Below are 16,077 nucleotides of genomic sequence, written 5' to 3'. Positions count from 1 at the left end.
ACTCAAAAAAATCCACGCCAATTCAACATAGCCGTTTTTGCTAGGCTTTCAACCGCTGAGCGAGTGTTTTGCCTAACGTGGCCGGAGAATCTGCAATTGCGATACCTGCGCTGCGCATTGCCTCGATCTTGTCTTCGGCACCACCCTTGCCGCCGGAAATCACTGCACCGGCATGGCCCATGGTGCGGCCGGGAGGCGCCGTGCGTCCCGCGATAAAACCTGCAACGGGTTTTGCACGGCCCTTCTTCGCTTCGTCTGCAATGAACTGGGCGGCATCTTCTTCCGCAGAACCGCCGATTTCACCGATCATGATGATTGACTTGGTTTCATCGTCAGCCAGGAACATCTCAAGCACGTCAATGAACTCCGTGCCCTTCACCGGGTCACCGCCAATGCCGACCGCCGTCGTCTGGCCAAGGCCTTCATTGGTGGTCTGGAACACTGCCTCATAGGTCAGCGTGCCGGACCGCGACACAACCCCGACGGATCCCTTTGAGAAGATGTTGCCGGGCATGATGCCGATCTTGCATTCATCAGGTGTCAGGATGCCCGGGCAGTTGGGCCCGACGAGACGCGAATTCGACTTTTCAAGCCGCGCCTTCACCTTCACCATGTCCATCACCGGCACGCCTTCGGTGATGCAGACGATGAGCGGGATTTCGGCATCGATCGCCTCGATTATCGCAGCGCCTGCCCCTGCCGGCGGCACGTACACGACCGACGCGTCAGCACCGGTTACCTGCTTGCCTTCCGCCACGCTTGCAAAAACCGGCAGTGTCTCACCGCCCTGGCCCGTCCATGTCTCGCCACCCTTTTTCGGATGGATACCACCCACCATCTGCGTACCATGATAGGCAAGCGCCTGTTCGGTGTGGAACGTCCCGGTCTTGCCGGTCAGCCCCTGCACGAGAACTTTGGTGGTCTTGTCGATAAGAATGGACATCGCTTCACTTCTTTCTGTCATTCGGCGCTTCCCGCAGAAGCACCAGGCATTACTTTGCCTTTGCCAAAATCGTCACGTTCAACAATCCGGTTTCCCCGGCCGCCGCCGCCTTGGAAATCAGGAACACCTTGAAATTCTCGTTACCGCCGGCCCACGTGGTGGTTCTGAACTCTCCGTCCGGCACATCCTTGCTGGCGGGCTCCTTGCCGGCCAGCTTCTGCATGCCTTCCGACACCTTTGCAGCATCACTGCCGCCATCAAGCACCAGCGTGCATGACGTTGCAGTGCCGTCGGCAAAGTCAGGGAATGTCTGTTTGAACTTGTCGCTGACCGCGGTTCGCACCAGCCCCAGCCGGAAGAATTTCTTGCCGACCTGAACATCCCAGCCTTCCAGCACTTCAGGGTTCGGATCAGGTGAGAACGGTTTCAGGTCGGTCTTTTCCAGTGCCTGCCAGGCCAGCCTGGTTGCCATATCGCGAATGGCGCCGATCGACGGCACCTGGGAATAACAGACCTTGTTGAACACGAAAACCGGGTCGGCTTCATCATCAACCGGACCCTGTGCGTGCACCTGTGACCCGACCGCCTGCACCGCGGCCACGCCAATGGCCGCCGCCAGCGCAAGCCTGCGTAACTTGAATGTCATGTCCGCGATCAACCCTTCACTGCCTTGACGATCTTCTGGGCGGCATCGTCGAGATCATCAGCAGCGATAACATTCAGCCCGCTCTGGTTGATGATGTCCTTGCCCTTTTTCACGTTGGTGCCTTCAAGCCGGACAACCAGCGGTACCTGCAGGCCGACTTCCTTGACGGCGGTGACAACACCTTCCGCAATCACGTCGCAGCGCATGATGCCGCCGAAAATGTTTACCAGAATGCCCTTCACCTGCGGGTCGGACGTGATGATCTTAAAGGCAGCCGTCACCTTTTCAGTGGTGGCACCGCCGCCCACGTCCAGGAAGTTTGCAGGAGATGCGCCATACAGCTTGATGATGTCCATGGTTGCCATGGCAAGGCCTGCGCCGTTCACCATGCAGCCGATGTCACCGTCCAGCGCAATATAGGCAAGGTCGTGTTTCGAGGCCTCGACTTCCTTGGCGTCTTCTTCGGTCAGGTCACGAAGCTCGGCCAGGTCGGGATGGCGGAATTCCGCATTGCCGTCGAACGACACCTTGGCATCGAGCACCCGCAGGTGCCCATCCCCGAGCACCACCAGCGGATTGACCTCGAGCAGGCTCATGTCGGTTTCGGTAAATGCGTTGTACAGGGTTGGAAACAGCGTCTGGCCGTCTTCGCGCGCGGCCCCTTCCAGTTTCAGGCCATCACACAGTTTTGCAACATCCGCATCGGTGATGCCGGCAATCGGGTCAATGGCGACATTGATGATTTTTTCGGGCGTCTCTTCCGCCACCGCCTCGATGTCCATGCCGCCCTCGGTCGACACCACGAAGGCAACCTGGCCAACCGTGCGGTCCACCAGGATCGACAAGTAGAGCTCGCGCGCAATGTCGGCACCGTCTTCGATGTAAAGCCGGTTGACCTGCTTGCCCGCCGGGCCGGTCTGCTTGGTGACCAGGGTATTGCCCAGCATTTCAGATGCGTTCTTCACCACATCCTCGACCGACTTCACCACCCGGACACCGCCGGCGGCATCAGCGCCCAGTTCCTTGAAGCGGCCCTTGCCGCGACCACCGGCATGGATCTGCGACTTGACCACCCACACAGGTCCGGGAAGCGATTTGGCAGCTGCTTCGGCTTCTTCCGGCTTCATGATCGGCACACCGTCGGAGACCGATACGCCAAATGATTTCAACAGCGCCTTGGCCTGATATTCATGAATATTCATCTTGTTTCAGTCCCGTTTGAGTGTCTGGTCGTAAACTGGATCAGTATTGTGGAGCCTAGTGAACAACGAAAACGCAACGCCGCAAAGCCTTTTGGCATTCCGTCTGCCAAAATGGTCGCGGCGTTGCGCCAAAACGTCGTCAGGCCAGATCGGGTGCAATCTGCTTGGCGGCATCCATCAGACCATGCACCGCAGTGATGGAGTTCTTGAGCTCCGCCTTTTCTGCAGCATCGAGCTTGATTTCCACGATCCTCTCGATTCCGCCCGCGCCGATCACCGTGGGCACACCGACATAGAGGTCTGTCAACCCGTACTGGCCGGTCAGGTGGGCCGCACACGGCAGCACACGTTTTTTGTCTTTCAGGAAGCTTTCCGCCATCGCGATCGCAGATGCAGCCGGCGCATAATAGGCGGATCCGGTCTTGAGCAGGCCGACAATCTCGGCACCGCCGTCACGGGTACGCTGGACAATCGTGTCGATCTGTTTCTGGGTCGTCCATTTCATCTTGATCAGGTCCGGCACCGGAATACCGGCCACGGTTGAATAGCGCACCAGCGGCACCATTGTGTCGCCGTGCCCGCCCAGCACAAAGGCGGTTACGTCTTCAACCGACACCTTGAATTCCTCAGCCAGGAAATACCGGAAGCGGGCGGAATCAAGTACTCCGGCCATGCCCACTACCATGTTGGCCGGCAATCCTGAGTATTTCTGCAAGGCCCAGACCATGACATCGAGAGGGTTGGTGATGCAGATCACAAAGGCCTTTGGTGCGTATTTCTTGATGCCTGCACCGACCTGGCTCATCACTTTCAGGTTGATTTCCAGCAGGTCGTCACGGCTCATGCCGGGCTTGCGCGGCACACCGGCAGTCACGATCACCACGTCGGCGCCCTTGATACCTTCATATTTGTTGACGCCGGTCATGTGGGCATCGAAACCGTCAACCGGCGAGCTTTCCGCCAGGTCGAGCGCCTTGCCCTGCGGCATGCCTTCGACAATGTCGAAAATCACCACGTCACCAAGTTCCTTGAGGCCGGCCATGTGGGCCAGCGTTCCGCCGATCATACCACCGCCGATAAGAGCAATTTTGTTACGCGCCATTGTGCGTTCCCCTGTGAGTTGTGCGAATGGGCACCCGATTTTAGTCACACCGGTTCGGTGACCGCAGTGCGAAGAGGCCATTTCGCTAGTGCGAAAGATCGCAGTTTACTAAACCGTACCTGACCTCACCGCAAGTAACTAGCACCTCACAATTGGTATACATTGCCCGGATTGCCCGAAAAGTCAGTCGGCAACCGCGTTTGGGGCCTGTTGCCACCATTGTGCAGACTGCATTTCCGTCAGCCTGGAAACGGTACGGGCAAACTCAATCGGTGTATCGGCATAGCGGTATATGCCGTTAGGCGGCGTATCCGCGCTGATCACCACCCGGGCATGTGCATCATACAGCGTATCGATCAGGTTGATGAAGCGCCGCGCCGCGTTGCCCTGGGCCTCGCCCAGTTCACGCACGCCTTCTATGAACACAACCTTGTAGGCATCCGCGATCACCAGGTAGTCGGCAGCGCCCAGCGGGTTGTCGCACAGCTCGGAAAACGTGAACCAGGCGGCTCCCCGGGCTGTCTGCGGCACCTCCAGCACCCGCCCCTGTACCTGCAATTCACCCGGCGCACCGTTGTCCTGGCCTGTCACCTTGCGCCACAACAGCTTGAGCCGTGCCAGTGAACCGGGTCCCAGCGGACAGAAATAAACCTCTTCACCGGACAGTTTGTCCAGCCGGTAGTCTGACGGCCCGTCCAGTTGGACAATGTCGAAGCGGGACTTGATGAATTCGATAGATGGCTCGAACAGTTTGCGGTTCAGCCCATTGCGATAAAGCTCGTCCGGAGGAATGTTGGAAGTCGCCACGATAACGCACCCGGCCTTGTGCAGGGCCTCGAAAAGGCGCCCCAGTATCATGGCGTCTGTGATGTCCTTGACCTGGAATTCATCCAGGCACAAGACGCCTGCCTCGCCGGCAATGGTTCTGGCAACCGCGGCGATGGGATCTGCATCGGCATCAATCAGCCCCTTGTCCTGGTCCTTGCGGTAGGCGTGGATGTCACGGTGCACTTCCTGCATGAACGCGTGAAAATGAATGCGGCGCTTGGTCTTTGGCGTAATGGCATCATGGAACAGGTCCATGACCAGCGTCTTTCCACGGCCCACGTCTCCCCAGATATAGACGCTGTGCGGAGCAGCACCGGACGACTTGCGCTTGAACAGCCATGCAAGGCCGTTTGCGGGCGCGGGCGGACCATAGCCATCCAGCTGCTGGGCCAGTGCATCCAGCCGCTTGAGCACATCAAGCTGACCAGCATCTGTTTCCAGCCTGCCGTCTTCAATCAGGTTGTTATAGCGGGTAGATGGTCGCCTGGGCATTGTGGTCCGCGGTGGATTACGAAAGCACACCACTGGTAACGTGCTCGTTCAAGCTGTTCAACCCTGCGTAGGAAAAATCATCCAAGGCTCGGCCAGAAGGTGACCGCCGCGGCGCCATGCAACACCACCAGCGACAGGTAGGCCGCGCACATGACGGAGGCCCTGTAGGGTTTCATCAGCGCAACACCGTCCCTTGCCGGGCCCAGCCGGGTACTCTGGAAAAACGCCACCACGGCAATGGCAACCAGTACCGGATTCTGCAGAAACACCCCGCCGATTGCCACGATACCCGCTACCGTGAACATTGCGTTGCGTACATGCTTCGGCAGAAACGACTGCATCACCGCACGCAGCACGCGCCCGCCGTCAAGCGGGAATACGGGCAACAGGTTCAACAGGTTGAGCCCGCCCGCAATGGCAGCCATAACATAGGCCAGTTGCACAACTCCCGGCGATGTAACCTGCCACGCATTGACGATGACAGCCGGCACCAGGGCAATCACAGACAATCCCGCACCCATGATCGCGCAGAACGCATCATCTGCAAGCCGCAGATGCGGCACGCGGGACACCGCCACGCCTCCCAGAAACGGGATGAAGATAATCTTGCCCCATGGCTGGCCGATCATCCGGAACGATATCAGATGGCCGAGTTCGTGCAGCACCAGCAGCCCGACAAAGATCGCACCGATTTCCCAACCCAGCAGCAGCGAAAATGCGGCCGCTGTGGCCAGCAGAGAGGCACACGATATTACCGCCGACGTCCAGCCGTTTGATCCCTTTGGATTGGCATTTCCGGTTTCAACCCAGCTTTTCAGCCGGGCAAGCATCGCCGCGGCATCCATGTGCACCAGGGCAAAACCGGTTATCGTGCGCGGTCCCCAGACTTCGCGAAATGTTACCCTGGTCCCGTTTTCCTGCGGCTCAAGGTTAATCTCCCGCTCCAGCAGACGGTCATTTTTCGACAAATCCTCGATATCGGTGCGCCGCACCTTGATGAACTTGCCGACATTGCGCTCGAGTATTTCAAACTGCAGGTTCCAGCCGACCTTGCTGCCGTCATCGCGCTTCAGCGAATAAACCATCCGGACGTGGCCGTTATCAACCGTTTCGGCATGCTCAAAATGCTGCTGCCATGAAAAATCGCCGGACAGATAGTCGATGGAGGTCCATATCTCCTCCGCAGGCCGGTTTATCAGGACACTGCGGTTCAGCCTGACCGGCCGTCGCCAATTGAACACAAGCAGCATCGACAGTGCCGCCACTACGGCAACAAGAATAAAAACCCAGCTCGCCATGTCTTTTTCGTCCCCAAACCCGGAAATTCAGGAACTGAGCGTCGCATGACGGGTGTTAACGATACGTCACAAAGTTCGCTCCAACCCGCTCTACAAAGCCGCCGGGCGTGTACTGAATTAAAGACATGATAAACAAAGCTTTAAACAAGACAGCCGCGAACTGTTGTCCGCGGCTGTTGTACCGGCAACTGCAATCTCAAGCAGTTCTGCTCTAGTTCATGGTCGGAATGGAGAACTCCGCACCGTCCTTGATGCCGGACGGCCAGCGCGAGGTGACGGTCTTGGTGCGCGTATAAAATCGCACCGAGTCCGGGCCATGCTGGTTCAGGTCCCCGAACGATGACTTTTTCCAGCCGCCGAACGTGTAATAGGCCAACGGCACCGGGATCGGCACATTGACGCCGACCATGCCGATATTGATGCGGTCGGCAAAGTCACGCGCCGCGTCGCCGTCGCGGGTATAGATGGCTACACCATTGCCGTATTCATGGCTCATCGGCAGATCAAGTGCTTCTTCATAATTCTTGGCCCGCACCACCGACAATACCGGACCGAAAATCTCTTCCTTGTAGATGCGCATGTCCTTGGTCACATTGTCGAACAGGCAGCCGCCCATGAAGTAGCCGTTTTCATAACCCTGCATCTTGAAGTCACGGCCGTCCACGGCAAGCGTTGCACCTTCACCGATACCGACTTCGACATAATCGCGAATCCGGTCCAGCGCCTGGCCGGTGACCACGGGCCCGTAATCGGCTTCCCGGTCGGTTGACGGACCAATGCGCAGGTTCTCAACCCGCGGCATCAGCTTGCTGACCAGCCTGTTTGCAGTTTCTTCACCCACCGGAACCGCGACGGAAATCGCCATGCAGCGCTCACCGGCCGAGCCGTAACCGGCACCGATCAGCGCATCGACCGCCTGGTCCATGTCCGCATCCGGCATGATGATCATGTGGTTTTTCGCACCGCCGAAGCACTGCACCCGTTTTCCGGCGGCACAGCCGCGCGAATAGACATATTCGGCAATTGCCGTTGAGCCGACAAACCCGACGGCCTGAATGTCTTCATCGTCAAGGATCGCATCAACCGATGCCTTGTCGCCGTTGACCACGTTCAGGATACCGGCGGGAAGACCCGCTTCCATCATCAGTTCAGCCAGCCGCATCGGTACCGACGGGTCGCGCTCGGACGGTTTCAGGATAAACGCGTTGCCGCATGCGATGGCCGGCGCGAACTTCCACATCGGGATCATCGCGGGGAAATTGAACGGTGTGATGCCGGCGGTGACGCCGAGCGCCTGACGCATGGAGTAAATGTCGATGCCGGGGCCTGCATTCTGGGTGTACTCGCCCTTCAGCAGGTGCGGAATGCCGGTGGCAAACTCACACACCTCGATGCCGCGCTGAATATCGCCGTGGCTGTCGGGTATGGTCTTGCCGTGTTCGGAAGACAGCATCTGGGCAAGCTCTTCCTTTTCGGCGTTCACCAGTTCGACAAACTTTGCCATGACGCGGGCGCGCCGCTGCGGGTTCGTCGCCGCCCATGCCGGCTGTGCCGCCTTGGCGTCTGCAACAGCCGTTTTCAGCTCGGCTTCACTGGCCAGGGCGACTTTCGCCTGAACCTCTCCCGTGTTCGGGTCGAAAACATCGGCAAACCGCCCTGATGTCCCCGCAACCAGTTTACCGCCAATGAAGTGACCGATTTCCTTGACCATACTCAGCACATACCCGTCCGCTGTCGGCGGACAGCTCCCTTGAATTTGTTGTTCCAATCCGGGCGAAACCTAATCAGCCTGATAGGCTTAGGCAAGCATCAGTTTGCGTGCCGTTGCAGCATTATGATTGTGGCGGCTTCGTCATCACTTTTTGTTGCAACGCAGCATTTTGGCCTTCACCATGCTGCAATGCAACACTACATTATCCTGCAGTAGACTTGGTTTTTCAAACGGGGGGCTGAAAAGGATAATACCATGACAATGCATTCCACCGTGTTGGAGACGGCAACCGCCATTACAATCCGCAGGCTTTGGAGTAGCGAGCAGGACTTGTTCAGAAGCCATTTCGACCGGCTTGATCCGGCTTCACGGGCCATGCGCTTCGGCAGCTGCGTCCATGACAGTTTTCTTGATATTTATGCGCGTTCGGCATTCTCGAACGGCAATATGGTGTTCGGCGCCTTCGTAGACGGCGAATTGCTGGGTGTCGGCGAGATAAAGCTGCTTGCAAACAGTTTGCCGGTGCGTGCGGAAGCGGCATTTTCCGTGGTGCCGGAATGGCAGGACAAGGGCGTCGGCGATGCCCTGTTTGCCCGCATCATCGCAGCTTTGCAAAATCGCGGCGTCAGTTCGGTCATGCTGTGGTGCAGGTCGTCGAACCGTCGCATGCGGCATCTGGCCGACAAGCACAATGCCGACCTGAACTTCGTCGACGGCGACGAAGCCTGCGGCGAGGTTCGCCTGCCGTGGCCGATGCCATCCTCCATCATCGAGGAAGTCTATGGCGAGGCCATCTGCTACACGAATTCCCTTTTGCGGAATAAATGGCTCAAGTCAGGCTCGATGTGAGGCGGTACATGCCAAGTTTGCCGTTTATCTAACTCATGAGGATTGATAACCGGCCAGATCGCGATGAATTCAGATTCAATGTCTTTTGAAGAATGCCTCCACTCTACTTTCCTGGACTTTGAAAGTTGGGGCATTGCAATACTCGGCCTTGTCCTTGCTCTTGTACTGAGAAAACTTGGCCGAACAGACGCGGCGATAGTGGCGGCCGTTGCGGCAATCTTTGGTGGCCTGACATGGGCATACGTTTACTACGAGCTCAATTGCGTAGAGTTGAATCTTGGTTAGACGCTGAGAGCTCGGAGTTGCACGACAGTGCTTTCACCCGCTCCATGAACCCCACCCCTAAATCGCCACTCCCGGCACCCAGGCGTAACCGTCGTCATCAAGGATAACCGCCTCGCGCAGCCCGTGCGGCTTATCCATGGCGCCGGCCAGTACCGTCCATCCGCCGGCGCGCGCGGCCGTTTCCGCATTGTCCGGATCCACGCCATAGGCTCTCAGCTCCGCACCGGCGCCGCGGCCCTGCGCCTGGGTGGCAATGCCGTAAAGGACATTGGTCTTGTAGGTATGGTCGGCATGCACCATCCATATCGACCCGCTCAGCGAGAACACCGAAAAATCGTCACTGTGATGCACAACCTTTGCCCCCAGCACCGCAACGGCAAAATCGCGGTGTTTCGAGGTGTCGCTGACCAGCAGGTTGAAGCCGATGCCCGGTCCGAGCGAGTGCCCGAACTCCACTGCATCCATGAACGGTTCTTGCGGAATACTTTCGTCAGTCATTGCCTGACAAGACCACAGATCGCCGGCAAATGCGAATTAGCCGGCCGCGCTGACCCGGCCGCCGTCTTCCGTGCCGTCATAACACACCTCGCAGGGACCAATCTGGTCCGGTGAGGCAACACCGCTCTTGCGCAGTGAAAGCAGGAACAACACCGCCGCATTGGCAACAATATCAGACAGGTCTGCTGACGCAATTTCGCTTTCAAAAGCGCGTGACAGACGCCCTGCCGCACGGCGGCAATAGTCGGCCGCATCCACATCGGAAATCGTCTTGCAGGCCTCCCATTCGCGGTTCAACTGGTCGCGCGGCACTTCCGCCAGCAGGCAATCTTCGATCAATAACGGCACACTGCCCCGCCCGACAATGCTGGAATAGGGGCTGTTTTCACACTGCGCGGATGGGTAGGCCACCGTCACAGGCGGTGTCGGCTTGGCTGTATCTACGGATAAAGCGGCATTTTGCATGGGTTTCGTGTCCTTGACTGACTGACTGCATCAATCCCGAGTCGCGTTGAACTCCTGTTGGGTAAAATTGCAGCAACCAGATTGACATTCAGTTAACCATGCCCGTTTTCATCATTGCGGCAGGTGTTGCGCGGCTTTGGACAGCTTGCGCAACACGGCCAGCGGTAGCCGGCATTCAAAGCTGCCGGCGGCATAAGGCGCCAGTTCATAAGGTGAAAAATGCACCCTGGCCCCGTCTGCCCTGAAGGTCCACGCAGACAGATTGCCAATCGCCGTGAGAACGGTCTTCTCATGCTCAGGAAAAAACATCTCCTTGAGTTGCGCCTTGCCGACAGCCTTGTCCGTGTCATGGCCGTAAAGCCGGTTTTCGCACACATCAGCGAGCTTCGCCTTCGCGTCCGGTGAAAACAGCCTGTCATAGGTCAGCTCGCCGGTGTCGGGACTGACATTAATGGAGGAAAAGACATAATTGCCGTGCGCGCCGCCGTCATAGCGCCATGTCTGCACCAGCGCCGACACCAGGTTGGGCGCGGCATATTCCAGGGTGATGGATTGATTGTAGCTGAGCTGACCTGCCGTCTCGAAATCGATCTTTTCGGTGAACGGCGCCTGGCTGACCAGATCATCCACCACCTTGTTGAATGACGCTTTCCCGGCTTCGGCGGGAGTGGCAAACCGCACCCCGGCGATTTCAACCTCATAGGCCGTCTTTGATCCTGCCTGGGCCCTGGCGAACGGCACCATGGCGGCATCGGATCCCGGCCCGGTCTTCGCTTTCGCCGCAATGATCAATGTGCGCTGTGTGGTTTGCTGCGCCAGACAGGCAATCCGTTCCGCATCACTGCCGTACCCGCAGCGTGCGTCGCGGGTCTTCAGCCAGGCCCGCTGGTTCTGCCGCAGCAGCTTGAACTCCGCCTCGCCGACCAGCCCGCGTGCCTTGCGCCACGCCCGGCCAAGATCATCGTCTGCCTGCTTGAGGCCATCGTCGGAACAGATCAGTTTTTCTGTCTCGGTACTTGCCTTGGCGCAATCAAATGCCTGTGCAGGCGATGATGCCACTATCAACAGGGACAGAAAAAGACTTGAGAGGCATCGCATTTCCGGCACACTCCAGCAAACCAGTGAAGCCGTCAATCTACCGCAGTTTCAGCAAAACCGGAAATGTCTACACCCGGCGCTCGACCATCATTTTCTTGATCTCCGCAATGGCCTTTGCCGGGTTCAAACCCTTCGGGCAGGCCTTGGAGCAGTTCATGATGGTGTGGCACCTGTACAACCGGAATGGGTCTTCCAGATCATCAAGCCGCTCACCGGTCGCCTCGTCACGTGAATCAATCAGCCAGCGGTACGCCTGCAGCAGGATGGCAGGCCCGAGATAGCGATCGCCATTCCACCAGTAGGACGGGCACGACGTCGAACAGCACGCGCACAGAATGCACTCGTACAGGCCATCGAGCTTTTCACGGTCCTGGTGCGACTGCTTCCATTCGGTCCTGGGCTCAGGCGTTTCGGTCTTGAGCCACGGTTCGATCGAGCGGTGCTGCGCATAAAACCGTGACAGGTCCGGCACCAGGTCCTTGACCACCGGCATGTGCGGCAGCGGATAAACCCGAACGTCACCGTCCACTTCATCAATGCCACGGGTGCAGGCCAGCGTGTTGGTGCCGTCAATGTTCATGGCACATGATCCGCAAATGCCTTCCCGGCACGAGCGCCGGAAGGTCAGCGTCGGATCAATCTCGTTCTTGATCTTGATCAGCGCGTCGAGGACCATCGGCCCGCAATCGTCCAGGTCAATCGTATAGGTATCAACCTGCGGGTTGGAGTCGTCATCCGGGCTCCAGCGATACACCTTGAACTCGCGGGTACGGTTTGCACCATCAGGCTTCGGCCACACTTTGCCTTCGCCGACCTGGGAGTTTTTTGGAAGTGTCAGTTCAACCATGTTTTCCTGTCCCGTACCCTGTGACCTAGTAAACCCGCGCTTTTGGCGCGATTTTCTTCGGGTCGATACCGCCTTCGGCCGGTGTCGTCAGGGGCTCGGTGTGCACCGGACGATAATCCAGCTTGACCTTGCCCTTGTCATCAACCCACGACAGCGTGTGCTTGCGCCAGTTCTTGTCGTCACGCCCGTCATAGGGGCCTGCCTTGTAATCCTCGCGCGCATGCGCGCCACGGCTTTCCTTGCGCGCTTCGGCGGAATAAACGGTGGTGATGGCGCTTGCCATCAGGTTTTCCAGTTCCAGCGTTTCCACCAGGTCTGAATTCCAGATCATTGATCTGTCGGTCACCTTCAGGTCGGACATCTTCTTCCATGCCGCATCAAGCCGCTTGCAGCCTTGTGCCAGCGTGTCCTGGGTTCGGAAAACAGCCGCGTCTTCCTGCATGGCGCGCTGCATTTCAAGACGCAGGTTTGCCGTCGGCACCGCACCCGACGCCTGACGAAGGCGATCAAACCGGCCCATGATCTTGTCGACACCGGCTTCATTGATGGCCGGTACAGGTTCGTCACGGTCGACCACCTTGCCGGCCCGTATCGCAGCTGCACGGCCGAACACCACCAGGTCGATAAGCGAATTTGACCCCAGTCGGTTGGCGCCGTGCACCGATGCACATCCAGCCTCACCTACCGCCATCAGGCCCGGCTGGATAGCGTCGGGATCCTTCTTGGTAGGGTTGAGAACCTCGCCCCAGTAGTTGGTAGGAATACCGCCCATATTGTAGTGCACCGTCGGCAGAACCGGGATCGGTTCACGGGTCAGGTCGACGCCGGCAAAAATCTTGGCGCTCTCGGAAATACCGGGCAGACGCTCGTGCAGAACAGCCGGATCAAGATGGTCCAGGTGCAGGTGGATATGGTCCTTGTCCTTGCCGACCCCGCGGCCATCGCGAATTTCCATGGTCATGCAGCGCGACACCACATCACGCGATGCAAGGTCCTTGGCGTTGGGTGCATAACGCTCCATGAAACGCTCGCCCTCGGAATTGGTCAGGTAACCGCCCTCGCCGCGCGCGCCCTCGGTGATCAGGCAGCCGGCACCGTAAATCCCGGTCGGATGGAACTGCACGAACTCCATGTCCTGCAGCGGCAGACCGGCCCGCGCCGCCATGCCGTTGCCGTCGCCGGTACAGGTATGGGCGGATGTCGCGGAAAAGTACGAGCGGCCATAGCCGCCTGTCGCCAGCACCACCATCTTGGCGGCAAACCGGTGCATGGTGCCGTCTTCCAGGTTCCACGCCACCACGCCGGTGCAGACACTGTCGTCGGACATGATCAGGTCGATGGCGAAATACTCGATGAAGAATTCCGCATGGTGTTTCAGGCTTTGCCCGTAAAGCGTGTGCAGGATGGCATGCCCGGTCCGGTCAGCCGCAGCGCAGGTACGTTGCACCGGCGGACCGTCCCCAAAATTCTGCATGTGCCCGCCGAACGGGCGCTGGTAGATCTTGCCCTCTTCGGTCCGGCTGAACGGCACGCCATAGTGCTCAAGTTCATAAACCGCCGCCGGTGCCTCGCGTGCCAGGTATTCCATGGCGTCGGTGTCACCCAGCCAGTCGGATCCTTTCACCGTGTCATACATGTGCCACTGCCAGTGGTCGGGCCCCATATTGTGCAGGCTGGCGGCAATGCCGCCCTGCGCCGCCACCGTATGCGACCGGGTCGGGAACACCTTGGAGATACAGGCCGTCCTGAGGCCCTGCTCGGCCATGCCAAGCGTGGCGCGAAGACCGGCGCCGCCGGCGCCGACGACAACCACGTCAAACTGGTGATCGGTAAACTCGTATGCGTTCGTCGCAGCCATGTGCCGGTCAGCCTCCGAAGGAAATCTTGAGTACGGCGAACAGGCCGGTCAGGGCCACCGCCAGCGAGAAGAACGTATTGCCGAGCAGGCAGATCAGCTTGCTGCCCTCGCCATGCACATAATCTTCAATGACCACCTGCATGCCGAGCCGCATGTGCCAGGTGATCGAGATAATGGTGAACACCAGCATCAGCGCGACCAGCGGGTTGGACAGCGCCTGCGCCATTTCCGCACGATCAGCACCCACCTTGGAAACGCAGAACCAGGCCAGGAAGATCACCAGCGGAATATTGGCAATTGCGGTCAGCCGCTGCTGCCAGAAATGCTCCGTGCCGGACTTGGCCGATCCCAGCCCGCGCACTTTGCCCAATGGTGTTCTCATGCTCATGTCTTGTTACCTCGCCGCATAGGCTGCAATCCAGATCAGCAGCGTCAGGGTGACCGAGCCGGCAATGGTTGCCCGCGCCATCCATTCTATTTTTTCCAGGTCGAAGCCGCGCCCGGTATCCCAGAGCAGATGCCGAAGCCCGCCAAGTGCATGGTGCACCAGCGCCCACGTGAAACCGAACAGTACCAGGCGCCCGAACCACGAGCCGATGAAGCCTTGCACAAAGTCAAAATAGCTTTGTGAATGCGCCGCCGAAAACAACCACCACACGAACAGTGCCATGCCGAAATACAAGCCCGCCCCGGTGATACGATGCACAATCGACATCATCATGGTGAGCATCGGTTTGTAGATACTCAGATGCGGAGAGAGCGGCCGCTCTTTCATTGGTGAATTCGCCATTCGAAATGTCCCTGATGATGTCGTCTGGGCAGGATCGTCCCTGTCATACTATGTGCAGCGTAACGCATGCAATGCGCTGTTGGTTTAATTTCGCTCCGTGTCGGCGCATCCCATTATGATCTGACCGGCATCAGCGCCCAGTAATCGAGATCAAGAATAACGCCGTCGTCGCCGGTTTCCGGGTATGAACTGCACGGTGCATCCTTGGTCGCGACAGTGCGCAAGCGCAGGGCGGCGACATCATCGCGGCCGTCCAGTCTTGCGGTGTCGCGCACCTCGGACCAGCTGAAAACCGTTTCACCGGCAAACAATGGTGCCACGTGCGCACCGCCGTTGATGGCTGCAATATGGAACGCGTTGGCCAAGCCGTTGAACGACAGCGCACGGGCCAGCGAAATCACATGCCCGCCATAGATCAGCCTGCGGCCAAACCGGCCCTGGCCCTCGGTGAACTGGTTGAAATGCACTTTCGCGGTGTTCTGATAGAGCCTTGTTGCCAGCATGTGTTCGGCTTCTTCCACCGTCATGCCGTCGACATGATCAATGCGCTCACCGGTTTCATAATCGTCCCAGAAATGCGCCGAACCGGAAAGACCGGCATCCCACAGTGCCGGATCAATCACCGGACACGCTGAACCCAGATCGGTGGGCGATACATGGTCCGGCAATTCCGGCACGACCGGATCAGGCGCGTTCGATGCCGCATCACGCTTGCGCACCATGACCCAGCGCACAAACTCCAGCACCGGTTCACCGTTCTGGTTCGTCCCCGTCGAACGCACATAGACCACGCCGGTCTTGCCGTTTGAATTCTGCTTCACGCCGATGACCTCGGACTGCGAATGCAGCGTGTCTCCTGCAAACACCGGTTTCAGAAAGCGGCAATCGGCATATCCCAGATTGGCGACGGCATTGAGGGAAATATCCGGCACGGTCTTGCCGAATACAATATGGAACACCAGCATGTCGTCCAGCGGGGCTTCGGCATACCCGATTGCCCTGGCGAAGGCATCCGACGACTGCACGGCGCAGCGCATGCCGTACAGCCCGGTATAAAGCGCGCGTTCGCCCTCGCCCACCGTACGCGGGACCGCATGCCGGATGACCTGGCCGACGGAAAAATCCTCAAAGAAGTTACCAGACGTGGTTTTGGCCGATGCCATGC

The 16,077-nt window shown here is 58.6% G+C and carries 16 protein-coding genes; 1 reads left to right on the top strand and 15 read right to left on the bottom strand.

Annotated features, from left to right (window positions below; genetic code table 11):
* Positions 1-40: 40 nt before the first annotated feature.
* From sucD to DHN55_RS06160, 7 genes are all read right to left on the bottom strand, one after another.
* A complete protein-coding gene (gene sucD, locus DHN55_RS06190; RefSeq protein WP_108880459.1) occupies positions 41-943 on the bottom strand; it encodes a succinate--CoA ligase subunit alpha in 903 nt (300 codons plus the stop codon).
* Positions 944-992: 49 nt separating this feature from the next.
* Positions 993-1,589: a hypothetical protein gene (locus DHN55_RS06185; RefSeq protein WP_337659973.1), complete on the bottom strand. Its 597-nt coding sequence runs from the start codon at positions 1,587-1,589 to the stop codon at positions 993-995.
* Positions 1,590-1,597: 8 nt separating this feature from the next.
* The gene (gene sucC, locus DHN55_RS06180; RefSeq protein WP_108880457.1) at positions 1,598-2,791 is read right to left on the bottom strand and encodes an ADP-forming succinate--CoA ligase subunit beta; all 1,194 of its coding nucleotides are present in this window, start codon (positions 2,789-2,791) and stop codon (positions 1,598-1,600) included.
* A gap of 139 nt (positions 2,792-2,930) precedes the next feature.
* Positions 2,931-3,893 carry a malate dehydrogenase gene (gene mdh / locus DHN55_RS06175; protein WP_108880456.1) on the bottom strand — a complete coding sequence of 321 codons (963 nt, stop codon included), beginning with the start codon at positions 3,891-3,893 and terminating at the stop codon, positions 2,931-2,933.
* A gap of 183 nt (positions 3,894-4,076) precedes the next feature.
* Positions 4,077-5,213 (bottom strand): cell division protein ZapE, encoded by a 1,137-nt coding sequence (zapE, locus tag DHN55_RS06170; protein ID WP_108880455.1) that lies wholly within the window; start codon positions 5,211-5,213, stop codon positions 4,077-4,079.
* Positions 5,214-5,290: 77 nt separating this feature from the next.
* A complete protein-coding gene (locus DHN55_RS06165) occupies positions 5,291-6,511 on the bottom strand; it encodes a site-2 protease family protein (RefSeq protein ID WP_108880454.1) in 1,221 nt (406 codons plus the stop codon).
* A 211-nt stretch (positions 6,512-6,722) separates the two neighbouring features.
* On the bottom strand, positions 6,723-8,222 hold the full coding sequence (locus tag DHN55_RS06160) for a CoA-acylating methylmalonate-semialdehyde dehydrogenase (RefSeq protein ID WP_108881744.1): 1,500 nt from the start codon (positions 8,220-8,222) through the stop codon (positions 6,723-6,725).
* Between the two features lie 255 nt (positions 8,223-8,477).
* On the opposite strand from DHN55_RS06160, the gene DHN55_RS06155 reads away from it, so the two are divergent.
* Positions 8,478-9,071, top strand: coding sequence for a GNAT family N-acetyltransferase (locus DHN55_RS06155; protein WP_108880453.1), 594 nt, complete (start codon positions 8,478-8,480; stop codon positions 9,069-9,071).
* Positions 9,072-9,413: 342 nt separating this feature from the next.
* Here DHN55_RS06155 and DHN55_RS06145 read toward each other — a convergent pair whose 3' ends face one another.
* The 8 genes from DHN55_RS06145 to DHN55_RS06110 form a co-directional block, all read right to left on the bottom strand.
* Positions 9,414-9,854 (bottom strand): hypothetical protein, encoded by a 441-nt coding sequence (locus DHN55_RS06145; protein WP_337659972.1) that lies wholly within the window; start codon positions 9,852-9,854, stop codon positions 9,414-9,416.
* 36 nt (positions 9,855-9,890) lie between these two features.
* Positions 9,891-10,319 carry a hypothetical protein gene (locus tag DHN55_RS06140; protein ID WP_108880451.1) on the bottom strand — a complete coding sequence of 143 codons (429 nt, stop codon included), beginning with the start codon at positions 10,317-10,319 and terminating at the stop codon, positions 9,891-9,893.
* 111 nt (positions 10,320-10,430) lie between these two features.
* Positions 10,431-11,417, bottom strand: a complete 987-nt coding sequence (locus DHN55_RS06135) for a lysozyme inhibitor LprI family protein (RefSeq protein ID WP_108880450.1) — start codon at positions 11,415-11,417, stop codon at positions 10,431-10,433.
* A 67-nt stretch (positions 11,418-11,484) separates the two neighbouring features.
* A complete protein-coding gene (locus DHN55_RS06130; RefSeq protein WP_108880449.1) occupies positions 11,485-12,264 on the bottom strand; it encodes a succinate dehydrogenase iron-sulfur subunit in 780 nt (259 codons plus the stop codon).
* A gap of 25 nt (positions 12,265-12,289) precedes the next feature.
* On the bottom strand, positions 12,290-14,122 hold the full coding sequence (gene sdhA / locus DHN55_RS06125; RefSeq protein ID WP_108880448.1) for a succinate dehydrogenase flavoprotein subunit: 1,833 nt from the start codon (positions 14,120-14,122) through the stop codon (positions 12,290-12,292).
* Between the two features lie 7 nt (positions 14,123-14,129).
* Positions 14,130-14,510: a succinate dehydrogenase, hydrophobic membrane anchor protein gene (gene sdhD / locus DHN55_RS06120; RefSeq protein WP_108880447.1), complete on the bottom strand. Its 381-nt coding sequence runs from the start codon at positions 14,508-14,510 to the stop codon at positions 14,130-14,132.
* Positions 14,511-14,516: 6 nt separating this feature from the next.
* A complete protein-coding gene (sdhC, locus tag DHN55_RS06115) occupies positions 14,517-14,912 on the bottom strand; it encodes a succinate dehydrogenase, cytochrome b556 subunit (RefSeq protein ID WP_108880446.1) in 396 nt (131 codons plus the stop codon).
* Between the two features lie 113 nt (positions 14,913-15,025).
* On the bottom strand, positions 15,026-16,075 hold the full coding sequence (locus tag DHN55_RS06110; RefSeq protein ID WP_108881742.1) for a MaoC/PaaZ C-terminal domain-containing protein: 1,050 nt from the start codon (positions 16,073-16,075) through the stop codon (positions 15,026-15,028).
* Positions 16,076-16,077: the final 2 nt, after the last annotated feature.

Origin of the sequence: Anderseniella sp. Alg231-50 (assembly GCF_900149695.1) — a bacterium.
In the GTDB taxonomy this organism is placed as follows: domain Bacteria; phylum Pseudomonadota; class Alphaproteobacteria; order Rhizobiales; family Aestuariivirgaceae; genus Anderseniella.
The sequence above is the reverse complement of the archived record's forward strand: the minus strand, read 5'-3'. Positions and strand labels throughout refer to the sequence as shown.